This window comes from Streptomyces sp. NPDC104226 (assembly GCF_055584085.1).
Genome location: NZ_JBVJMS010000010.1, coordinates 274,279 through 293,572 on the forward strand (window position 1 = coordinate 274,279; position 19,294 = coordinate 293,572).

Sequence of the window (19,294 nt, forward strand, 5' to 3'; positions counted from 1 at the left end):
CACGTCGAACGTTCAGTCGGACCGATATCGCCCGTATTTCTGAAGCCGTGTGTGACGAGGAGAGAGCGCTGTGAGCACCGAGAACGAGGGCACCGCGGCCCCGACGCCCCCCGCGGCCCCGCCCGTACCCCCGGTGGCCGCGCCCGTCGACGCCGCGCCGTCCGTGTCGTCCGGGCCTGCCGCGTCGGCGCCCGTGGAGCCGGTGACGCAGCAGTTGCCGCCGACTCCCGCGCCCGGCGCCGAGCCGACCCAGCAGCTCCCCCAGACCCCGGCAGCGCAGCCCGCGCCGGTGCAGCCCCCGGCCGCGCCCCAGCCTGCCGCGCCCGTCCAGCCCCAGGCCCCCGCGTACGCCGAGACCCCGGTCCCGCCGGTCACCCCGGCGTACGCCGAGACCCCGGTTCCGCCGGTCACCCCGGCGTACGCCGAGAGCCCGGTCCCGCCCGTCACCCCGGCGTACGCCGAGACCCATGGCGCTGCCCCGGCTCCGCAGCCGCTGGGCGCCGAGGGCTGGCCTCCGCCGCCGCCCGCGGCCCCCGCATACGGGGCCGGCGGCGGCCACGGCGGTGGCGGCTGGGGCGCGCCCATGGGCACCGACGGTGCCCCACAGCCCAAGCGGAAGGGCAAGGGCGGCCTGATCGCCGGCGTGCTCGTGGCGGCGCTCCTCGCGGGCGGCGTCGGCGGCGGTGTCGGCTACTGGGCGGCCGACCGCAGCGGCAACGCCTCCGGCTCGACCACGGTCAGCGCCGGCAACACGCCCAAGGACCTCAAGCGCGATGCCGGCTCCGTCGCGGGCCTCGCCGCCGGCGCGCTGCCGAGCGTCGTCACCATCGAGGCCTCGGCCGGGGACGGCGAGGGCGGCACCGGCACCGGCTTCGTCTACGACCAGCAGGGCCACATCCTCACGAACAACCACGTGGTCGCCTCCGCGGCCAACGGCGGCAAGCTCAGCGCGACCTTCTCCGACGGCAAGAAGTACGAGGCCGAGGTCGTCGGCCGTGCCCAGGGGTACGACGTGGCCGTCCTCAAGCTGAAGAACCCGCCGGCCGGGCTCAAGCCGCTGCCCCTCGGCGACTCGGACAAGGTCGCCGTCGGGGACTCGACCATCGCGATCGGCGCTCCCTTCGGCCTGTCCAACACGGTCACCACCGGCATCGTCAGCGCCAAGAACCGTCCGGTCGCCTCGGGTGACGGCTCCAGCGGCAAGAACTCGTACATGAGCGCCCTCCAGACGGACGCCTCGATCAACCCGGGCAACTCCGGCGGTCCGCTGCTCGACAGCCGCGGCGCGGTCATCGGCATCAACTCCGCCATCCAGTCGGCCGGCAACGGCGGCTTCGGCGGCGGCCAGGCCGGCTCCATCGGCCTCGGCTTCGCCATCCCGGTCAACCAGGCCAAGAACGTCGCCGAATCGCTGATCAAGACCGGCAAGCCGGTCTACCCGGTGATCTCGGTCTCCGTGGACCTCGCGGCCAAGAGCGACGGCGCGAAGATCTCCGAGACGGGCGCCTCGGCCAACGAGCTGGTCGACCCGAACGGCCCTGCGGGCAAGGCGGGCCTGAAGCCCGGCGACATCATCACCGAGCTCGGCGGCAAGCCGATCGACAGCGGCCCGACCCTGATCAGCGAGATCTGGACGTACAAGCCGGGTGACACGGTGAAGCTGACCTACCTGCGCGGCGGCAAGCCGACCACGGTGGACATCACGCTCGGCTCGCGGGTCGGCGACAAGTAGCGGCCGGCTGCCGCGCACGGGCCCCGGCCCGGTGGACGGCAGGACCAACTGGCTTGATGGCGAGGGGCCGTAGGCGCGATTGTGCCTGCGGCCCCTCCCAACGTCCGCTTATGCTTCGACCGTGTTCGATTCGCGGCACATACGGACGTTCCACGAGGTGGTCGCCTCGGGGTCCTACTCGGCCGCCGCCCGGGTCCTCGGGTACACCCAGCCCGCGATCACCCAGCAGATGAAGGCGCTCGAACGCGCCGTCGGCACGCCGCTGTTCACCCGCGTCGGACGCCGCATGCAGCTCACCGAGGCAGGGGAGTCCATGGCCCGGCACGCCGAGGCCATCCTCGGCAGCCTCTCCGCCGCCGAGGCCCAGCTGAAGGCCTACGCCCGGCTGCTGACCGGCCGCGTCCGGCTGTGCGGCTTCCCCAGCGCCAACGTCACCCTGGTCCCGGAAGCCCTGAGCAGCCTGGCCAAGGAGCACCCGGGCATCCAGGTCGAGCTGCTGGAGGGGGAGCCCCCGGACTCGCTGCGCAGGCTGGAGCGCGGCGAGTGCGACATCACCCTGGCCTTCACCTATCCCGGCCTGCACGAGGAGGTCCCGGAGGAGGTCGCCGAGGTCAGGCTCATGGAGGACCAGCTCACGGTGCTGCTGCCGACCGGTCACGCGCTGGCCCGGCGACGGGCCGTGCACCTCGCGGACCTCTCCGAGGAGCGGTGGATCGCCGGCTGCCCGCGCTGTCGGGCGAACCTGCTGCACGAATGCGCGGGGCTCGGCTTCGTCCCCGACATCCGGTTCGCCACGGACGACAACCTGGTGGTCCAGAGCCTGGTCGCCCAGGGCCTGGGCGTGGCCATGATGCCCGCGCTGGTGCTGCCCTCGCTCTCGCTGAGCAAGGTGTGCGGGCGGGCCCTCCTGCCGGCCGCCCGCCGCCACATCGCCGCACACGTCTACCGCGACCACCTGCGGGTCCCGGCCACGGCGGTGGTGCTGCAGGCCCTGAAGCAGGCGGCCTCGAACCGCGTCGGCTGCTGACCCGGCCCGCAGGCTGTCCGGCTCGGCCCCCAATCCATAAGCCGGTCTTGGGATTTGAGCTCATAACTGTCGTTGGACGTGATGGGTTGGCTCCTCGACGCTCCCCCTATGACCACCACCACGCCGGCCCGCACGACCGCGAGGATGGCCGCCCTCGTCAGCGAGATCCGTACGGTCGTCGACCGGGGACTGGCCCCCGATCTGACCGCCTACCTGGTCGGCGAACGCCTGGCCCCGCACCTGGGCACGCCCGGCCTGCTCACGCCCGAGCAGCGTGCGGGGCACGCCGACCGCTACCGGCAGCACGTCCTGCACGCGGAGCCGGACGGCAGCTTCTCCGTGGTGGCCCTGGTGTGGCTTCCGGGCCAGGAGACCGCCGTCCACGACCACGTCTCGTGGTGCGTGGCCGGGGTGCACGAGGGCGAGGAGAGCGAGCTCCGCTACCGCCTCGTCCCCGCCACGGCCACCGCCGGAGCGCGGCTGGTGGCGACCGAGCACGTGGTCAACGGACCCGGTGACGTCTGCGGGTTCGCCCCGCCCGGAGACATCCACAAGGTCCGCAACTCCTGTCGCACGAAGGCGATATCCCTGCACGTCTACGGCGCCGACGTCATACGCCTGGGCAGCAGTGTCCGCCGCGTCTACATGCTCCCGACCGACTGATGGCCCTGCTCAACCGCCCTATGAGCGGGGCGGGATCGCCGGTTCCGGTCGATGTTTCACGTGAAACATCGTCATCGTGGCCCGGGTTGGGCCTCGCGGCGGCCGGAGTCCTGGTGGCCTGGTCGGTGCACCGGCTGCTGCCCTGGGCTCCGATGCTGACGGTGTCGGTGGTGCTCGGCATCGCCGCGGCGCACCTCCCCGGCCTACGGGGCTTCGTACGGGGACCCGCGCGGCCGGGCCTCTCCCTGGCCGGGCGTCGCCTGATGCGGATCGGCATCGTCCTGCTGGGCCTGGCGCTGGGGCTGGACAAGGTGCTCCGCCTGGGCTGGGCCACCGTGGCGATGGTGGCCGGAGTGGTGGCGGCGACCTTCCTCGGCACCCTCTGGCTCGGCCGGAGGCTCGGACTCCCCGGGGACCAGCCGTTGCTGATCGCCACCGGCTACTCGATCTGCGGGGCCTCGGCCATCGGGGCCGTCAGTCAGGTGTCGGGCAGCGACGAGGAGGACGTGGCCTCCTCGGTGGCCCTGGTCACCCTGTGCGGGACCCTCGCCATCGCGGTGCTCCCGCTCCTCCAGTCCCCCCTCGGCCTCTCCGACCCGGACTTCGGCCGCTGGGTGGGCGCGAGCGTCCACGACGTCGGGCAGGTCGTCGCGACCGCCCAGACGGCCGGCCCCGGCGCCCTCGGCGAAGCGGTGCTGGTCAAGCTGATGCGCGTGGCGCTGCTGGCCCCGCTGGTCGCGGCGGTGGCCTTCTCGGTACGGGCCCGCCGGCGCGGAGTGCGCACGTCCTCGGGCCGCCGCCCGGCTCCGGTGCCGCTGTTCGTCGCCGGGTTCCTCGCCGCGGCCGCGCTGCGCGCCACCGGGGTACTGCCCGACGTAGCGCTGGAAGGGGCGCACACGGCCCAGGAACTGCTGCTGGCCGCAGCCCTGTTCGGTCTCGGCAGCGCGGTGCACCTGCCCACCTTGTCCCGTACCGGCGGCCGGGCCGCCCTCCTGGGTCTCGCGGCCTGGGTGGTGGTGGCCGGAGCCTCGTACGCGGGCGTTCTCCTCACCACCTAACCGGAGTTGGCCATTTCCTGGCCGGAACCGACCGAACGTTCCGACTGCTGCCTGACTTCTCGTTCCCGGCGTGCCACTCTGCCCCCGATCCGCACCGACAACTCTTCATCCGGGCACGGCAGAAGGAGTCATGCGTGAATCACCATCGGACAGCCATATCGGTTCTGCTCGCGACGGGCGCCCTGCTCGCGGGCGCGTTGACGGCGGCCTCCCCCTCGGCCGCCGTACCGCGCCCCGCGTCCCCGGGCTCCTGGTCGGCCGAGCGGATGCGGGCCGCCACCCCGCTGGACATCACGGCCGCCCCGGGCGCGACCGCCCGTACGGCGCCCACCACCGCGGAACGCCCCACGACGATCGCCCCGACCCCCGCGAGCTCCTCCCCCACGACCCTCCTCAAGGCCGCACCCGCGGCCTTCCCCCAGCCGGGCGGAGCCTGGACATCCGGCGGCGCGGTGGTCAAAACCTCGGGCCGGGTCTTCTTCACCTTCAACGGGAAGAGCGCATCCTGCTCGGGCGACTCGATCACCAGCGCCAACGGCAGCACGGTGATCACCGCCGGCCACTGCGTGAAGTACCAGGGCGCCTGGCACACCGACTGGATCTTCGTCCCGGGCTACGACAACGGGAACGCGCCCTACGGGCAGTGGAGGGCCACCAAGACCTTCGCGACCGACCAGTGGGTGGCGAGCGAGGACATGAACATGGACGTCGGCCTGGCGGTCGTCGCCCCGCTGAACGGCCGGACGCTCAGCCAGACCGTCGGAGCCCAGGGCATCGTCTTCAACGGGGGCTACAACAAGAAGATGTACGCCTTCGGCTTCCCGGCCGCGGCCCCGTACGACGGCACCAAGCTCGTCTACTGCAGCGGCAACACCGGAAAGGACTTCCTCCTCACGAAGGACCACAGCCTGCCGTGCAACATGACGGGCGGCTCCAGCGGCGGCCCGTGGTTCCAGGACTTCAACGAAGCGACCGGCCTGGGCACCCAGGCCTCGGTGAACAGCTTCGGCTACACGTTCCTCCCGAACCGGATGTACGGCCCGTACTTCGGCAACGAGGCGAAGGCGGCCTACGACAAGGCCCAGACCGCCTGACCTCCCGAAAATCCCCAGCGCCGCCCACCCCCGCCGCCCGGTACTCTGTACCCGCCAGGTGGGTTGCCCGAGCGGCCTAAGGGAACGGTCTTGAAAACCGTCGTGGCGCGAGTCACCGTGGGTTCAAATCCCACACCCACCGCACCAGGCAGGGCCGAGGCCCAGCCCGGAAGGGGTGCCACCGCCCAGGTGGCACCCCTTCCGCGTTCCTGCGGGGCCCCCGGCCCGCACGGCCTCCCGCGGAATCACGCGAACCAGACGACCAGGCGGACACCCACGTCACCGTGGGGGCCGGCCAGGGTGCGCACGACCGTGGTGGCGCAGGCCCCGAGACCCGTCGCGCTGTCGCGGGGCAGGGTGTGCGAGCCGGTGTGCCGTCAATTGCCCTTGGTGGAAAGAAAGATGGCGCGGGCTCGGTGCCAGTTGTGCCTGAGCGCGGGTGAGCTCCCAAGGGGGTGGATTTGTGTGATTAGCCCCTTTGGGTGGTGTTTGTCGGAAGATCGGCGCGCGTCGTGGAGACGCTCCGCTTGCGTCCGCATCATGACGAATGTATTCAGATCCGCCCGTCAGAACATCGCGAAATGAGGGACCCGTCATGGCTCACCGCAGCACCTTCACGTCGATCTGGACCACCGTCCTCGCGGCCCTCGTGGCCGTCCTCGCCTCCCTCGGTTTCGGTGGCAAGGCCGCCCAGGCCGCAGCCGCCCCGCTCTCCTCCTCCCCCACCGCCGCCCCCGCGGCCGTCGCGGTGAACCGGCCGGCCTTCATGGCCCGGCGGACCTGGAGGGCGATGATGCGCGGTGGTTCGCTCCCGCCCACCATCAAGCAGCGCATCCGCGCCGAGGCCCACGGCAAGACCCCGTCCGTCCGCCGCTCCACCACCGCCCTGTCCGCCGGTTCCGGAACCGGGTCCGGGTCCGAGTACGCGTCCGGCCACGGAGTCGACGCCGGTGTCCGTAGTGCCACGGTCGCCGCAGCGGTCCGCGCAGGAGCGGCTCGCCGGGAGATGGCCCTCGCCGCGTAGTGCGCGGCACGGAGCACTCGTACCGCATGCAGAGGCGGCACCCGTCGACCGCAGGATCCGTCGACCGTACGACTCGTCGATCGCAGGACGCGGCAGGACACGGCGGGACGCGGCAAGGCGCAGTAAGGCACGGCAGGACCCCGCAGGCACGGCAGGACCCCGCAGGAACGGCAGGACCCCGCAGGAACGGCAGGACACTGCAGGAACGGCAGGACACGGCAGGGCCCAGGACCCAGACCGGGGACCAGGAGTGCCCGCCACCCAGTACGCAGGAGTGCGCAGGAATACGCAGGAGCAAGCCAGCAGGACGCGAGAGCGACGCAGCACAGGCGCTTGAGCCCGGTCGGTCGGTGTGAGCAGGCCGCGACCGCGGATCGTGCCGTGACGGTGCCCCGGAGCGGGGCACAGAGGAAGGGCCCCGGCGGGCGCCGGGGGCGTGCAGGGGGCGTGAAGCTTGGCAGTGCAGGGCCGCAGGCCCGGGAGACGGTGGGGTTCCCGGACGGCGCGGCCCTTTTCGGCATGTCCGGGGCCGGTTGCTTTGGCGGAACGGTTCGTCCCTTGCCCGGAGGGGGTTTCAGCGGGTCTCAAGGCGCTGACCTGGGGCGCCGGGGGCGCGAATGGGGTTTATCCGGTGTTGGTCATGCTTGCGGGGGAATCGAGGACTCCGGGGTGGTTCGCCGGGGATTCGGTGGGCAACTCTGGTCTCGCGACGTCGTCACCACACGGAACGACCGAGGCGGTCGGCCAACTGCCTTGGAGTACACCCCACTTCGGTTTTCTGGAGGATACAGACATGGCAAGCATCCGTACCGCCCGCGTCATCGCCGCCGTCGCCGCTCTCCCCCTCGCCGTCGCCCTCTTCGGCGGCGTGGCATCGGCCGACAACGGCTCCTTCGCGAACGACGGATCGAATGCGAGCGTCGCCAGCATCATCGGCAGCGGCGTGGGTGGCAACAACCACGGCAACTCCTCCACCTCGCAGCAGGTGGCCACCGGATCCGGCGCGTCCAACCAGAACAACACCGCGCAGGTCAACGGCTCGGCCTTCACCGCGATCGAGCAGCACAACTCCACCGTCGCCGTGAACTTCTACCCCTGGTGGTAGCCGCGGCCTGAGTTGCACCGACTGACCAGGGTGCCTGCGCGACCGGACCGGCTGGGGTCCGGTAGTGCGGGCGCCCTCGGGCGTTCCGGGCGTTCTGGGCGCTCCGTCACAGCGCCACGGCCTTGACATCCACCTGGAATCTGACGGACAGTCAGCTCCACTTGACGATGCGATGCCGGGAGGCCAGCGCCGTGCACCTCGCCCCGACCGAAGGCCAGTTGCGGCTCCGCTCCGAGCTGCGGGAGTACTTCGGAAACCTGCTGCCGGACGGGGTGCCCGAGGACCCCGCCGAGCAGCGCGCACTACTGCGCCGAATAGGCGCCGACGGACTCCTCGGCCTCGGCTGGCCCGTCGAGTACGGAGGCCAGGGCCGCGGCCCGGACGAGCAGTTCGTGTTCTTCGACGAGGCCTACCGGGCCGGCGCCCCCGTCTCCATGGTCACCCTCAACACCGTCGGCCCGACCCTGATGAAGTACGGGACCCAGGAGCAGAAGGACTACTTCCTGCCCCGGATCCTCAAGGGTGAGATCGTCTTCGCCATCGGCTACTCCGAGCCCGAGGCGGGCACCGACCTCGCCTCCCTGCGGACCAGGGCCGTCCGCGACGACCAGGGCTGGCTGATCGACGGCCAGAAGATCTTCACCTCGAACGCCCAGAACGCCGACTGGATCTGGCTCGCCTGCCGCACCGACCCGGAAGCCCCCAAGCACAAGGGCATCTCCATCATCCTGGTGCCCACCGACGATCCCGGCTTCTCCTGGACCCCGATCGACACCGTCGGCGGCCTGACCACGACCGCCACGTACTACGACTCCGTCCGCGTGCCCGCCGGCAACCTCGTCGGCACCGAACACGGCGGCTGGGGCCTGATCACCAACCAGCTCAACCACGAACGCGTCGCCCTCGCCGCCATCGGCATGCAGGCCGAGGACTTCTACCGGGGCGCGCTCGACCACGCCCGCACCCCCGACCCGGACACCGGTGAGCGTCCCGCCGACCGCCCCTGGGTGCAGTCGCGGCTCGCCGAGGCCCATGCGCGCCTCGCCGCCGTACGCCTCCTCAACTGGCGCCTGGTCCAGGACGTCGGCGCCGGCACCCTGGCCCCGGGCGACGCGAGCGGCGTGAAGTTCCTGGGCACCGAGTCCACCGTCGAGGTGTACCGGATCTGCCAGGAGGTGGTGGGGGAGGAGGCCCTCGTCCGGGGATCCGGCCCCGGGGTCTTCGCGGGCGGGGAGCTGGAGCGGATGAACAGGGCCGCCCAGATCAACACCTTCGGGGGCGGCGTCAGCGAGGTCCAACGGGAGATCGTCGCCATGATGCGGCTCGGTATGAAGGGAAGGAAGCGATGACCGCCAAGCCCGCCACGGACACCTCCGCCACCGAACCGGCGGAGGCGGAAGCGACAACGGAAGAGGAAGCAGCGCGCTTCCACACCCTGCTCGCGTCCTTCGAAGGGCAGCCCGCCGCCACCGCGGGCCAGGGCAAGGACGCGGTCAACGAGCCGATGATCCGCCACTGGTGCGAGGCGATGGGCGATGCCAACCCCGCCTACACCGGGCCGGACGCCGTCGCCCCGCCCACCATGCTCCAGGCATGGACGATGGGCGGCCTCTCCGGTCACGGCGACCGCTCCTCGGCCTACGATGAGCTCCTCGCGCTGCTCGACGGCGCGGGCTGCACCTCCGTCGTCGCCACCGACTGCGAGCAGGAGTACCTGAGGCCGCTGCGCCCCGGCGACGCGATCACCTTCGACGCCGTCATCGAGTCGGTGTCGCCGCGCAAGACCACCAAGCTGGGCACAGGACACTTCGTGACCACCCGCATGGACGTCCACGCCAACGGCGAACCGGCCGGGACCCACCGCTTCCGCATCCTCAAGTACGCCCCTGCCGCGAAGAAGCCCACCGAGACGGGCAGGAAGAAGCCCGCCGCCCAGCGCCCCCGCCCCGTGATCAACCGCGACAACCAGGGCTTCTGGGACGGCGTCCGCGCGCACAAGCTCCTGATCCAGCGCTGCACCGCCTGCACGACGCTCCGGTTCCCCTGGCTCCCCGGCTGCAACACCTGCGGCAGCCCGGACTGGGACACGGTCGAGGCGTCCGGCGCCGGCACGGTGTTCAGCTACGTGGTCATGCACCATCCGCCCTTCCCCGCCTTCGACCCGCCCTACGCGGTGGCGCTCGTCGAGCTCGCCGAAGGGGTCCGGATGATCAGCAACATCACCGGAGTCCCGTACGACAAGGTCCGCATCGGGCTGCCCGTGCACCTGGAGTTCCTGCGCGTGGACGAGGAACTGGAACTGCCCGTCTTCCGGGGGAGCGAGGCCTGATGGACTTCCACCCCACCGAGGAACAGGCCGCCGCGGCCGGACTCGCCGCCCAGATCTTCGGCGACCTCGCCACCCACGACCGCCTCGGCGCCGCCGGCACCGGCAGTGACGCCGAGCTGTGGAAGGCCCTCACCACCGCCGGGCTGACCGCCGCCGTCGAGGACGTCGGCCTGCTCGGCCTGGTGCTCCTGCTCGAGGAACAGGGCCGCACGACCGCGCAGGTCCCGTACGCCGCCACCTGCGTGTACGGGATCCTCGCCCTGACCCGGCACGGCACCGACGAGCAGCGTGCACGGCTGCTCCCCGCGCTGAGTTCCGGAGACGCGGTCGCCACCGGGGCCTTCCCGGACCGCGGCCGGATCACCGCTTCGCCGGACGGCCGGCTCACCGGCTGCGCCCCCGCCGTGCCCTGGCTGCGCGAGGCCACGCACGTGCTGGTCCCGGACGGGACGGGAGCCCTGTGGCTCGTACGGACGGACGCGCCCGGGGTGCGTACGGAGCCGGTGGAGACGACCGCTCCCTGGGCGGCGGGCCGCCTGACCCTGACCGGCGCCGAGGCGGAACGGGTCGGGGGAGAGGGCGCCTCCGCGGACGTACTGGCCGTCGCCCGGACGGCCTTCGCCGGCCTCCAGGCGGGGGTCTGCGCGGGCTCGCTGGCCCGCGCCGTGGAGTACACCTCCACCCGCGAGCAGTTCGGCCGGCCGCTCTCCACCAACCAGGGGGTCATGCTGCGCGCGGCCGACGCCTACATGGACACCGAGGCGATACGGGTCACCACGTACGAGGCAGCCTGGCGCGTGGACGAGGGACTCCCGGCGGGCGAGCACGCGCTGACGGCGGCCTGGTGGGCCTCGGAGGCGGGCAAACGGGTCGTCCACGCGGGCCAGCACCTGCACGGCGGCATGGGCGCCGACCTCGACCACCCGGTCCACCGGCACTTCCTGTGGGGACGCCAGCTCGACGCGTACCTGGGCTGCGGCAGCGAACTGCTGGCCGAGCTCGGCGCGGTCCTGTCCGACGACACGTCCGAGGGGGACGAGGCATGAACATCGGCGACACACTGCCGCCGCTGGAGATACCGGTCACCCGCACCCTGATCGTCGCGGGCGCGATCGCCTCCCGTGACTACCAGGACGTGCACCACGACGCGGTGCTCGCGCGGGAGAAGGGCTCCCCGGACGTCTTCATGAACATCCTCACGACCAACGGCCTGGTCGGCCGCTACATCACCGACCGCCTGGGCCCGGCCGCCGTGCTGCGCAAGGTGGCGATCCGCCTCGGCGCCCCGAACTACCCCGGCGACACCATGACGCTGACCGGGACCGTCACCGCCCTCGACGGGGACACCGCCGAGATCCGCGTGGTCGGCGCCAACGGCATCGGCCACCACGTCACCGGCACGGTCACCGTCACCCTGGGCGCCGCCCGCACTTCTGACGGCGCCCGCACCACCCCGGAGGCCACGGCATGAGCGTCCGCACCCGCGACCAGCTCGGCGGCCGCGCCGCCATCGCCGGCATCGGCGCGACCGAGTTCTCCAAGGACTCCGGCCGCAGTGAGCTCAAGCTGGCCGTCGAAGCCGTGCACGCGGCCCTCGACGACGCCGGGCTCACCCCCGCCGACGTGGACGGCATGGTCACCTTCACGATGGACACCAGCCCCGAGATCACCGTCGCCCAGGCGGCCGGCATCGGGGACCTCTCCTTCTTCTCCCGCATCCACTACGGCGGCGGCGCCGCCTGCGCGACCGTCCAGCAGGCCGCCCTCGCCGTGGCCACCGGGGTCGCCGAGGTGGTGGTCTGCTATCGCGCCTTCAACGAACGCTCCGGCCGCCGCTTCGGCTCCGGCGTCCAGCAGCGCGAACCCTCGGCGGAGGGCGCGGCGCTCGGCTGGTCGCTGCCCTGGGGGCTGCTCACCCCGGCTTCCTGGGTGGCCATGACGGCCCAGCGCTACCTGCACGCCTACAACCTGACCCCGGAGGCCTTCGGCCACGTCGCGGTCACCGACCGCCGGCACGCGGCGAACAATCCGGCCGCCTACTTCTACGGCAAGCCCATCACCCTCGCCGACCACGCCGCTTCGCGCTGGATCGTCGAGCCGCTGCGGCTGCTCGACTGCTGCCAGGAGACGGACGGCGGCCAGGCCATCGTCGTCACCACCGCCGAGCGGGCCCGCGACCTGCGGCAGAAGCCCGCCGTGATCACCGCGGCGGCGCAGGGCGCGGGCCGCCGCCAGGAGGCCATGTCCTCCTTCTACAGGGACGGCCTCACCGGGCTCCCGGAGATGGACGTGGTCGCCCGCCAGCTGTGGCGGACCAGCGGGCTGCGGCCCTCGGACATCGACGTCGGCATCCTCTACGACCACTTCACGCCGTTCGTGCTGATGCAGCTGGAGGAGTTCGGCTTCTGCGCGCCGGGCGAGGCGGCCGATTTCGTGGCCGCGGACGCGCTGCCGCTCAACACCCACGGAGGGCAGCTCGGGGAGGCGTACCTGCACGGCATGAACGGCATCGCCGAGGCGGTCCGCCAGCTGCGCGGCACCTCCGTGAACCAGGTCCCCGGGGCGGCCCACGCCCTGGTCACAGCCGGTACCGGGGTCCCGACCTCCGGCCTGATCCTGGGCGCGGACGGCTGATCGGCCCCTGTGCGGACGGCTGATCAGCCCCTGCGCGGACGACCGGTCAACCCCGTGCGGACGGCTGATCAACCCTTCTGGAAGCCCCACCTCCTCCACCTTCAGGAGGTGGGGCGGGGCTCAGCCCTACAACCTGAGACGGATCCCGCTTCGGCACCTGCGGCCGATCCCATCGGGCCGCGCCGCTCCTAGCGTGGAGCCATGACCCCGCCTGTGTGCACGCTCGCCTCGAATCCGACGCCGTACCCGTCGTTCTCGGCGTACGTCCGGACCCGCGGCACGGTCCTGATGCGCACCGCGCGCTCGCTCACCGCCAACCCCTGCGACGCGGAGGACCTCCTCCAGACGGCGCTGGCCAAGACCTACGCCGCGTGGGACCGCATCGAGGACCACCGCGCCCTGGACGGGTACGTCCGCCGGGCCCTGGTCAACACCCGCACCAGCCAGTGGCGCAAGCGCAAGGTCGACGAGTTCGTCTGCGACGAGCTGCCCGAGGCCGACGAGCCGCCGGCCGCCGACCCTGCCGAGGCGCAGGCGCTGCGCGACGCGATGTGGCGCGCGGTGACCCGGCTGCCCGACCGGCAGCGGGCGATGGTGGTGCTGCGCTACTACGAGGACCTGAGCGAGGTCCAGACGGCCGAGCTGCTCGGAGTCTCCGTGGGCACCGTCAAGAGCGCCGTCTCCCGGGCGCTGGTCAAGCTCCGTGAGGACCCGGAGCTGACGCCCGTCCGCTGAGACCGGCCCCGCCCGGTCGATGTTTCACGTGAAACATCGACCCCATTTCTACTCTTGGGTAGTGACATGCCGACCGGTACGTGCGCAGAATCGCAGCATCCGTAGCCGCCGCAGCGCCGCAGCGCTCACCGGGAGGACGCTTTGCTGAGCACCATGCAGGACGTACCACTCCTCGTCACCCGCATACTGCAGCACGGGATGACGATCCACGGGAAGTCCCAGGTCACGACCTGGACCGGGGAGGCCGAGCCGCACCGTCGCAGCTTCGCCGAGATCGGGACCCGTGCCACGCGCCTGGCCAACGCCCTGCGCGACGAGTTGGGCGTCCGGCAGGACGACCGCGTCGCGACCCTGATGTGGAACAACGCCGAGCACGTCGAGGCGTACTTCGCGATCCCCTCCATGGGTGCCGTCCTGCACACGCTGAACCTCCGGCTCCCTCCCGAGCAGCTGGTCTTCATCGTCAACCACGCGGCCGACAAGGTCGTCCTGGTCAACGGCACTCTGCTGCCGCTGCTCGTCCCGCTCCTGCCGCACCTGCCGACCATCGAGCACGTCGTGGTCGCGGGCATCGGCGACCGCTCCGCGCTGGAGGGCCTCGGCGTGCGCGTGCACGAGTACGAGGAGCTCCTGGCGGGCCGCCCGGACACCTACGACTGGCCCGAGCTGGACGAGCGCCAGGCCGCGGCCATGTGCTACACCTCCGGCACCACCGGCGACCCCAAGGGCGTCAGCTACTCCCACCGCTCGATCTACCTGCACTCGATGCAGGTCAACATGACCGAGTCGATGGGCCTGACCAGCAAGGACACCAGCCTCGTCGTCGTCCCGCAGTTCCACGTCAACGCCTGGGGCCTGCCGCACGCCACCTTCATGACCGGCATCAACATGCTGATGCCGGACCGCTTCCTGCAGCCCGCCCCGCTCGCCGAGATGATCGAGCGGGAGAAGCCGACCCACGCCGCGGCCGTCCCGACCCTCTGGCAGGGACTGCTCGCCGAGGTCACCGCCAACCCGCGCGACCTGACCTCGATGAAGCAGGTCACCATCGGCGGCGCGGCCTGCCCCCCGGCCCTGATGGAGGCCTACGACCGGCTCGGCGTACGCCTCTGTCACGCCTGGGGGATGACCGAGACCTCCCCGCTGGGCACCATGGCCCACCCGCCGGCCGGTCTGACCGCCGAGGAGGAGTGGCCGTACCGCGTCACCCAGGGCCGCTTCCCGGCGGGCGTGGAGGCCCGCCTGGTGGGTCCCGGCGGCGACGTCCTGCCCTGGGACGGCGAGTCCGCGGGTGAGCTGGAGGTCCGCGGCAACTGGATCGCGAGCTCCTACTACGGTGGCGCGACCGGCGAACCGACCCGCCCCGAGGACAAGTTCAGCGCGGACGGCTGGCTCAAGACCGGCGACGTCGGCGTCATCAGCACCGACGGCTACCTCACCCTCACCGACCGGGCCAAGGACGTCATCAAGTCCGGCGGCGAGTGGATCTCCAGCGTGGAGCTGGAGAACGCGCTGATGGCCCACCCCGATGTGGTCGAGGCGGCGGTCGTGGCCGTCCCCGACGAGAAGTGGGACGAGCGTCCGCTGGCCACCGTGGTCCTGATCGAGGGCTCCACCGTGGACTACGCGGGACTGCGCTCCTTCCTCGGCGAGACCATCGCCAAGTGGCAGCTTCCCGAGCGCTGGGCGATCGTCGAGGCGGTACCGAAGACGAGCGTCGGCAAGTTCGACAAGAAGGTGATCCGCAAGCAGTACGCGGACGGCGTCCTCGACGTCACCAAGCTCGACTGAGCTCCGCGGCCCGGCCCCGGCCCTGCCGGGGCTATTGCCCGCGCGTGAGCCAGGGCCGCAGCAGCTTGCTGATCGCGGGCATGGCCACGTAGGTCATCAGGGTGCTGAAGACGACGGCGAACGCGGCCGTCCGCAGCACGAAGTGCAGGTTCACCAGGTACGGCCCGAGCAGCGCGTTGCCCGCGAGCGAGATCGGGAAGATGGCCAGCCCCGAGCTGATCGCCATCTTCCACCGCGGCGGCGCGGGCCGGGCCGTACCCGGCTTCGCGAACCAGGTCTCCATGCCGTGCAGTTCGCGCCGGGCTATCTCGGTGTGGTGGTGCCCGAGGCAGTTGGAGAACCAGGCGGCGCGCTCGGCGGAGTCCTGCCACCGCTGGAAGGCCGCCTGGTTGCGGAAGCGGTGCACCAGGAACCACGGCCCGCCCTCCACGGCCGGGCGGAACAGGCCGTACCCCAGGTGGTCCGGGAAGGCCGAGGCCGTCTCCAGGATCCCGTGGGCCCAGGCCTCGAAGTTCTCCTCGTGGCCCGGGTCAACCTGGCGTGCGATGAGCAGGTTGACCTCCCCGTTGTCGGCGGGGACGGTGTGCTCGCTCGTGTCGATGATGGCCATGCGGCCAGAATGACTAGTTGGTGCCGATCTTGGCCAGCAGGTCCACGATGCGGCCCTGCACGTCCGCGGTGGTGGACCGCTCGGCGAGGAACAGCACGCTCTCGCCCGAGGCCAGCCGCGGCAGTTCGGACGGCTCGATCCCGGTGGCCGTGTAGACGACCAGCGGGGTGTGGTTCAACTGCCCGTTGGCGCGCAGCCAGTCCACGATCCCGGCCCGGCGACGGCGCACCTGCATCAGGTCCATCACCACCAGGTTCGGCCGCATCCGGGTCGCCAGCTCCACGGCGTCCGTATCCGCATCGGCCCGCGCGACCTGCATGCCGCGCCGCTCCAGGGCGGCGGTCAGTGCGGTCGCGATCTCGTCGTGCTCCTCGATCAGCAGCACCCGGGAGGGGTGCTGCTCGCTGTCGCGCGGCGCGAGCGCCTTGAGCAGCACGGCCGGATCGGCGCCGTACGCGGCTTCGCGCGTGGCGTGCCCCAGCCCGGCCGTCACCAGTACGGGCACCTCGGCGGCCACCGCGGCCTGGCGCAGCGACTGCAGGGCGGTCCGGGTGATCGGCCCGGTCAGCGGGTCCACGAACAGCGCGGCGGGGAACGCGGCGATCTGCGCGTCGACCTCCTCGCGGGAGTGCACGATCACCGGGCGGTAGCCGCGGTCGCTGAGTGCGGCCTGCGTCTGCGCGTCCGGAGCCGGCCACACCAGGAGCCGCCGCGGGTTGTCCAGCGGCTCGGGCGGCAGCTCGTCGTCCACGGGACGCGGCACGGTCCGGTTGACCACCTCGACGGCGCCACCGGGCCCGTCCAGCGGCTCGGGGCCCTCGGCGGAGCCCTCCTCGGGGGCTCCTATGGCGAAGGCGCGGCCCTCGGGCGCGGGCTCCGCGAGGCGGCGCCGCCGGCCGGAGCCGTTGGTGTCGCCGGCCCCGCCGCCCTGGCCGAGGCTGCCCAGCGCGCGGACGCTGATCGGCGCTCCGGCGGCCTCCGCGGGGGTGTCCTGCGGCTGCCGGGCTCCGGGCACGGCGACCTGCCCGGCGCCGTCCGAGTCCTCGGGGGCGGTACGGGCCGCCGGAACCGGCCAGGCCGGGGTGGCGGGCAGCGCACGCCGCCGCCCGGTGGGATGCGTCTCGGGGGCTACGGGGCCCGCAGCGCCCGCGTCCGGCCGCCCGGCGGCGGCTTCGGCGCCCTCGGAGCCGGTGCCGGGCGCGCCCAGCACCCGCCGCCCGCGCCGCCCGCCCGGGGCTTCGGCGTCGGCCCCGGCACCAGGGGCGGAGCCGGCCATGGCGGGGGCCTGCGGCGGCTGCGGAGCCGGCGTCGGGCCGGCGGGCAGCGCGAAGCCGCCCTCGGGGGCGATGGGCCGCACGGGGGCGGGGGAGGCAGGGGGCACCGGCACGGGCGTCGGCCCGAGCCCGGTCGCCGGTACCGGGCCGCCGGGCTGCGCCGGTCCCGCCGCACCCAGGGCACGCCGCCGCCCGGCGGGGTGCTCCGTCAGCGGAACGGGGAGCCCCGGGAACGGGGGCACCGGCACGGGAGGCACCGGCACGGGCGGGAGCGCCGGCATGGCGGTGCCCTGCGGGGGCACGGGCCGCCCGGGGCCGCCCGGACGCTCGCTGCCGCCGGAGGCCGCGTCACCGCCGCTGCCGTCGCCGTTCTGGCCACGGCGCCGCCCGGTGCCGCTTCCACCCAGGCCCGCCGGGTTCACGGGGGACTGGGCGAGCTCCGCGGGAGCGCCGTCGCCGGGCCGGGCCACGGCCGCGGCCTCGCCGCCCCTGCGCCGCCCGGACGGCAGCGCCAGCGCGCCCCCGCCGTCGGCGCCGTCGGTGCCGCTGGGGTCCTGGCCCGCCTTCGCCACGTCCGTGCCGGGGCCGTCGCCGGCTCCCTTCCCGGTGGCGGCGTCGGCGCCCGCGTCGGCAGCGGAGTCGTCGTCGAGGAAGGCGTCCACGCCGCGCCGGGCCCGCCGGCCGCCGGAGACCTGCCCCGGGCCGCCCTCGGTCCCGGGCTCGGCCGGGGGAGCCTCGTCCGGCTCGGGCAGCGTGACCGTGCCGGCTCCCGCACCGAGCGGCAGCTCCAGGACGTACGCCCCGCCGGGTGCGCCCGGCACCTCCACCGTCTGCAGCACACCGCCGTGCGCCTCCACGATGCCCCGCACGATCGGCTCGTGCACCGGGTTGCCGCCCTCGTAGGGGCCGCGCACCTCGATCCGTACGACCTCGCCGCGCTGCGCGGCGGCCACCACGATCGTCGAGTCCATGTACCCGCTGCCCTGGCGGGTCTTGCCGGTGGCGTCCACCCCGGCGACGTCCGCGACCAGGTGCGCGAGGGCGGTCGAGATCCGCTCCGCGTCCACCTCGGCCTCGATCGTCGGGGCGTGCACGGCGAACTGCGCCCGCCCGGGGCCGATCAGCTCGACCGCGCCGTCGACGCCGGCCGCGACGACCCCGTCGATCAGCACCTTCTTCTTGTCGAGCTTCTCGCCGCCCGCGTCGAGCCGCTGGAAGGCGAGCACGTTGTCGACCAGCGTGGTCATCCGGGAGTACCCGGCCGCCAGGTGGTGCAGGAGCTGGTTGGCCTCGGGCCACAGCTGGCCCGCGTCGTCGGCGGCCAGCGTGGACAGCTCGCCGCGCAGTTCCTCCAGCGGGCCGCGCAGCGAGTCGCCGAGGACGGACAGGAGCTGGGCGTGGCGCGCGGCCAGCGCGTCGTAGGACCGCCGGTCGGTGAAGGTCATGACGGCGCCGACGAGCTGCTCCCCGTCCCGTACGGGAGAGGTGGTCAGGTCCACGGCGACGGGCTGCCCGGCCTTGTTCCACAGCACCTGGCCGCGGACCCGGTGCTTGCGTCCGCTGCGCAGGGTGTCGGCGAGCGGGGACTCCTCGAAGGGGAACGGCGAACCGTCGGCGCGCGAGTGCTGGACCAGCCCGTGCAGTTCGCGGTTGCCGAGGTCGGTGGCGCGGTAGCCGAGGATCTGGGCGGCGGCCGGATTGACCAGCACGACCCTGCCGTCGGTGTCCGTGCCGACGACGCCCTCGGCGGCGGCGCGCAGGATCATCTCGGTCTGCCGCTGCGAGCGGGCCAGCTCGGCCTCGGTGTCCACCGTCTGCGAGAGGTCCCGCACGACCAGCATCAGCAGCTCGTCGCCGGTGTAGGGCTGCGGCTCGCGATAGGCGTCACGGCCGTCGAGATGGGCGGCGGTGACCTCGACGGGGAACTCGCTGCCGTCGGTGCGGCGGGCGACCATCCGTTTCGGGCGGGCGCGGCCGCCCTCGTCCTCGCCGGGCCGGCGCATGGAGCCGGGGATCAGTTTGGAGTCGAATTCGGGCAGGAGGTCGAGCACGCCCCGGCCGACGAGCCCGGTACCGGGGCTCTCCATGACCTCGAGGGCGATCGAATTCGCGTTGACGACCGTGCCGTTGGCGTTGACGAGCAACAGCGCGTCCGGAAGAGCGTCGAGTATTGCTGCGAGGCGAGCAGCGCCTCGGGATGGCCTGCTGCTCACGACGA

General features: G+C 72.8%; 16 protein-coding genes and 1 tRNA gene. 15 read left to right on the forward strand and 2 right to left on the reverse strand.

All coding sequences use genetic code 11. The features are described 5' to 3' along the window. The first annotated feature begins 70 nt into the window (after window positions 1-70). The 15 genes from ACZ60J_RS29825 (at window position 71) to ACZ60J_RS29895 (ending at window position 15,192) form a co-directional block, all read left to right on the forward strand. On the forward strand, window positions 71-1,732 hold the full coding sequence (locus ACZ60J_RS29825) for a S1C family serine protease (protein WP_469686578.1): 1,662 nt from the start codon (window positions 71-73) through the stop codon (window positions 1,730-1,732). Between the two features lie 121 nt (window positions 1,733-1,853). Beyond that, the gene (locus ACZ60J_RS29830; protein ID WP_469686579.1) at window positions 1,854-2,759 is read left to right on the forward strand and encodes a LysR family transcriptional regulator; all 906 of its coding nucleotides are present in this window, start codon (window positions 1,854-1,856) and stop codon (window positions 2,757-2,759) included. Between the two features lie 108 nt (window positions 2,760-2,867). After that, window positions 2,868-3,422, forward strand: coding sequence for a cysteine dioxygenase family protein (locus ACZ60J_RS29835; RefSeq protein WP_469686581.1), 555 nt, complete (start codon window positions 2,868-2,870; stop codon window positions 3,420-3,422). Then, window positions 3,422-4,480: a YeiH family protein gene (locus ACZ60J_RS29840; RefSeq protein ID WP_469686582.1), complete on the forward strand. Its 1,059-nt coding sequence runs from the start codon at window positions 3,422-3,424 to the stop codon at window positions 4,478-4,480. Before ACZ60J_RS29835 ends, ACZ60J_RS29840 begins: the two co-directional genes overlap by 1 nt. A 134-nt stretch (window positions 4,481-4,614) precedes the next feature. Further along, a complete protein-coding gene (locus ACZ60J_RS29845) occupies window positions 4,615-5,574 on the forward strand; it encodes a trypsin-like serine peptidase (RefSeq protein ID WP_469686584.1) in 960 nt (319 codons plus the stop codon). A gap of 57 nt (window positions 5,575-5,631) precedes the next feature. Further along, window positions 5,632-5,716 (forward strand) — tRNA-Ser (locus ACZ60J_RS29850). A 453-nt stretch (window positions 5,717-6,169) separates the two neighbouring features. Then, window positions 6,170-6,598 carry a DUF6344 domain-containing protein gene (locus ACZ60J_RS29855; protein ID WP_469686585.1) on the forward strand — a complete coding sequence of 143 codons (429 nt, stop codon included), beginning with the start codon at window positions 6,170-6,172 and terminating at the stop codon, window positions 6,596-6,598. A gap of 793 nt (window positions 6,599-7,391) precedes the next feature. Beyond that, on the forward strand, window positions 7,392-7,703 hold the full coding sequence (locus ACZ60J_RS29860; protein ID WP_250738547.1) for a hypothetical protein: 312 nt from the start codon (window positions 7,392-7,394) through the stop codon (window positions 7,701-7,703). A gap of 191 nt (window positions 7,704-7,894) precedes the next feature. Then, on the forward strand, window positions 7,895-9,052 hold the full coding sequence (locus tag ACZ60J_RS29865) for an acyl-CoA dehydrogenase family protein (protein ID WP_469686587.1): 1,158 nt from the start codon (window positions 7,895-7,897) through the stop codon (window positions 9,050-9,052). Next, window positions 9,049-10,032, forward strand: coding sequence for a bifunctional MaoC family dehydratase N-terminal/OB-fold nucleic acid binding domain-containing protein (locus ACZ60J_RS29870; RefSeq protein WP_469686589.1), 984 nt, complete (start codon window positions 9,049-9,051; stop codon window positions 10,030-10,032). The genes ACZ60J_RS29865 and ACZ60J_RS29870 overlap by 4 nt, the downstream gene beginning before the upstream one ends. Continuing rightward, entirely contained in the window at window positions 10,032-11,078 is a 1,047-nt protein-coding gene (locus ACZ60J_RS29875; RefSeq protein WP_469686591.1) for an acyl-CoA dehydrogenase family protein, read from the forward strand. Before ACZ60J_RS29870 ends, ACZ60J_RS29875 begins: the two co-directional genes overlap by 1 nt. Beyond that, window positions 11,075-11,503: a MaoC family dehydratase gene (locus tag ACZ60J_RS29880; protein ID WP_469686593.1), complete on the forward strand. Its 429-nt coding sequence runs from the start codon at window positions 11,075-11,077 to the stop codon at window positions 11,501-11,503. The genes ACZ60J_RS29875 and ACZ60J_RS29880 overlap by 4 nt, the downstream gene beginning before the upstream one ends. After that, window positions 11,500-12,666 (forward strand): lipid-transfer protein, encoded by a 1,167-nt coding sequence (locus ACZ60J_RS29885; protein ID WP_469686595.1) that lies wholly within the window; start codon window positions 11,500-11,502, stop codon window positions 12,664-12,666. Before ACZ60J_RS29880 ends, ACZ60J_RS29885 begins: the two co-directional genes overlap by 4 nt. Window positions 12,667-12,867: 201 nt before the next feature. After that, on the forward strand, window positions 12,868-13,401 hold the full coding sequence (locus tag ACZ60J_RS29890) for a SigE family RNA polymerase sigma factor (protein WP_469686597.1): 534 nt from the start codon (window positions 12,868-12,870) through the stop codon (window positions 13,399-13,401). Between the two features lie 141 nt (window positions 13,402-13,542). Then, window positions 13,543-15,192 (forward strand): long-chain fatty acid--CoA ligase, encoded by a 1,650-nt coding sequence (locus ACZ60J_RS29895; RefSeq protein WP_469686599.1) that lies wholly within the window; start codon window positions 13,543-13,545, stop codon window positions 15,190-15,192. A gap of 31 nt (window positions 15,193-15,223) precedes the next feature. On the opposite strand, the gene ACZ60J_RS29900 is transcribed toward ACZ60J_RS29895, so the two are convergent. Both ACZ60J_RS29900 and ACZ60J_RS29905 read right to left on the reverse strand, forming a co-directional pair. Continuing rightward, window positions 15,224-15,802, reverse strand: coding sequence for an antibiotic biosynthesis monooxygenase (locus ACZ60J_RS29900; RefSeq protein WP_469686600.1), 579 nt, complete (start codon window positions 15,800-15,802; stop codon window positions 15,224-15,226). Between the two features lie 13 nt (window positions 15,803-15,815). Beyond that, window positions 15,816-19,289: a response regulator gene (locus ACZ60J_RS29905; protein WP_469686602.1), complete on the reverse strand. Its 3,474-nt coding sequence runs from the start codon at window positions 19,287-19,289 to the stop codon at window positions 15,816-15,818. Window positions 19,290-19,294 lie beyond the last annotated feature (5 nt).

What these genes read in the sequence shown, in the direction of transcription:
- ACZ60J_RS29870 (WP_469686589.1), top strand. Translation starts at nt 9,049, where the DNA reads ATGACCGCCAAGCCCGCCACGGACACCTCCGCCACCGAACCGGCGGAG.
- ACZ60J_RS29840 (WP_469686582.1), top strand. Translation starts at nt 3,422, where the DNA reads ATGGCCCTGCTCAACCGCCCTATGAGCGGGGCGGGATCGCCGGTTCCG.
- ACZ60J_RS29860 (WP_250738547.1), top strand. Translation starts at nt 7,392, where the DNA reads ATGGCAAGCATCCGTACCGCCCGCGTCATCGCCGCCGTCGCCGCTCTC.
- ACZ60J_RS29875 (WP_469686591.1), top strand. Translation starts at nt 10,032, where the DNA reads ATGGACTTCCACCCCACCGAGGAACAGGCCGCCGCGGCCGGACTCGCC.
- ACZ60J_RS29855 (WP_469686585.1), top strand. Translation starts at nt 6,170, where the DNA reads ATGGCTCACCGCAGCACCTTCACGTCGATCTGGACCACCGTCCTCGCG.
- ACZ60J_RS29835 (WP_469686581.1), top strand. Translation starts at nt 2,868, where the DNA reads ATGACCACCACCACGCCGGCCCGCACGACCGCGAGGATGGCCGCCCTC.
- ACZ60J_RS29885 (WP_469686595.1), top strand. Translation starts at nt 11,500, where the DNA reads ATGAGCGTCCGCACCCGCGACCAGCTCGGCGGCCGCGCCGCCATCGCC.
- ACZ60J_RS29900 (WP_469686600.1), bottom strand. Translation starts at nt 15,802, where the DNA reads ATGGCCATCATCGACACGAGCGAGCACACCGTCCCCGCCGACAACGGG.
- ACZ60J_RS29880 (WP_469686593.1), top strand. Translation starts at nt 11,075, where the DNA reads ATGAACATCGGCGACACACTGCCGCCGCTGGAGATACCGGTCACCCGC.
- ACZ60J_RS29890 (WP_469686597.1), top strand. Translation starts at nt 12,868, where the DNA reads ATGACCCCGCCTGTGTGCACGCTCGCCTCGAATCCGACGCCGTACCCG.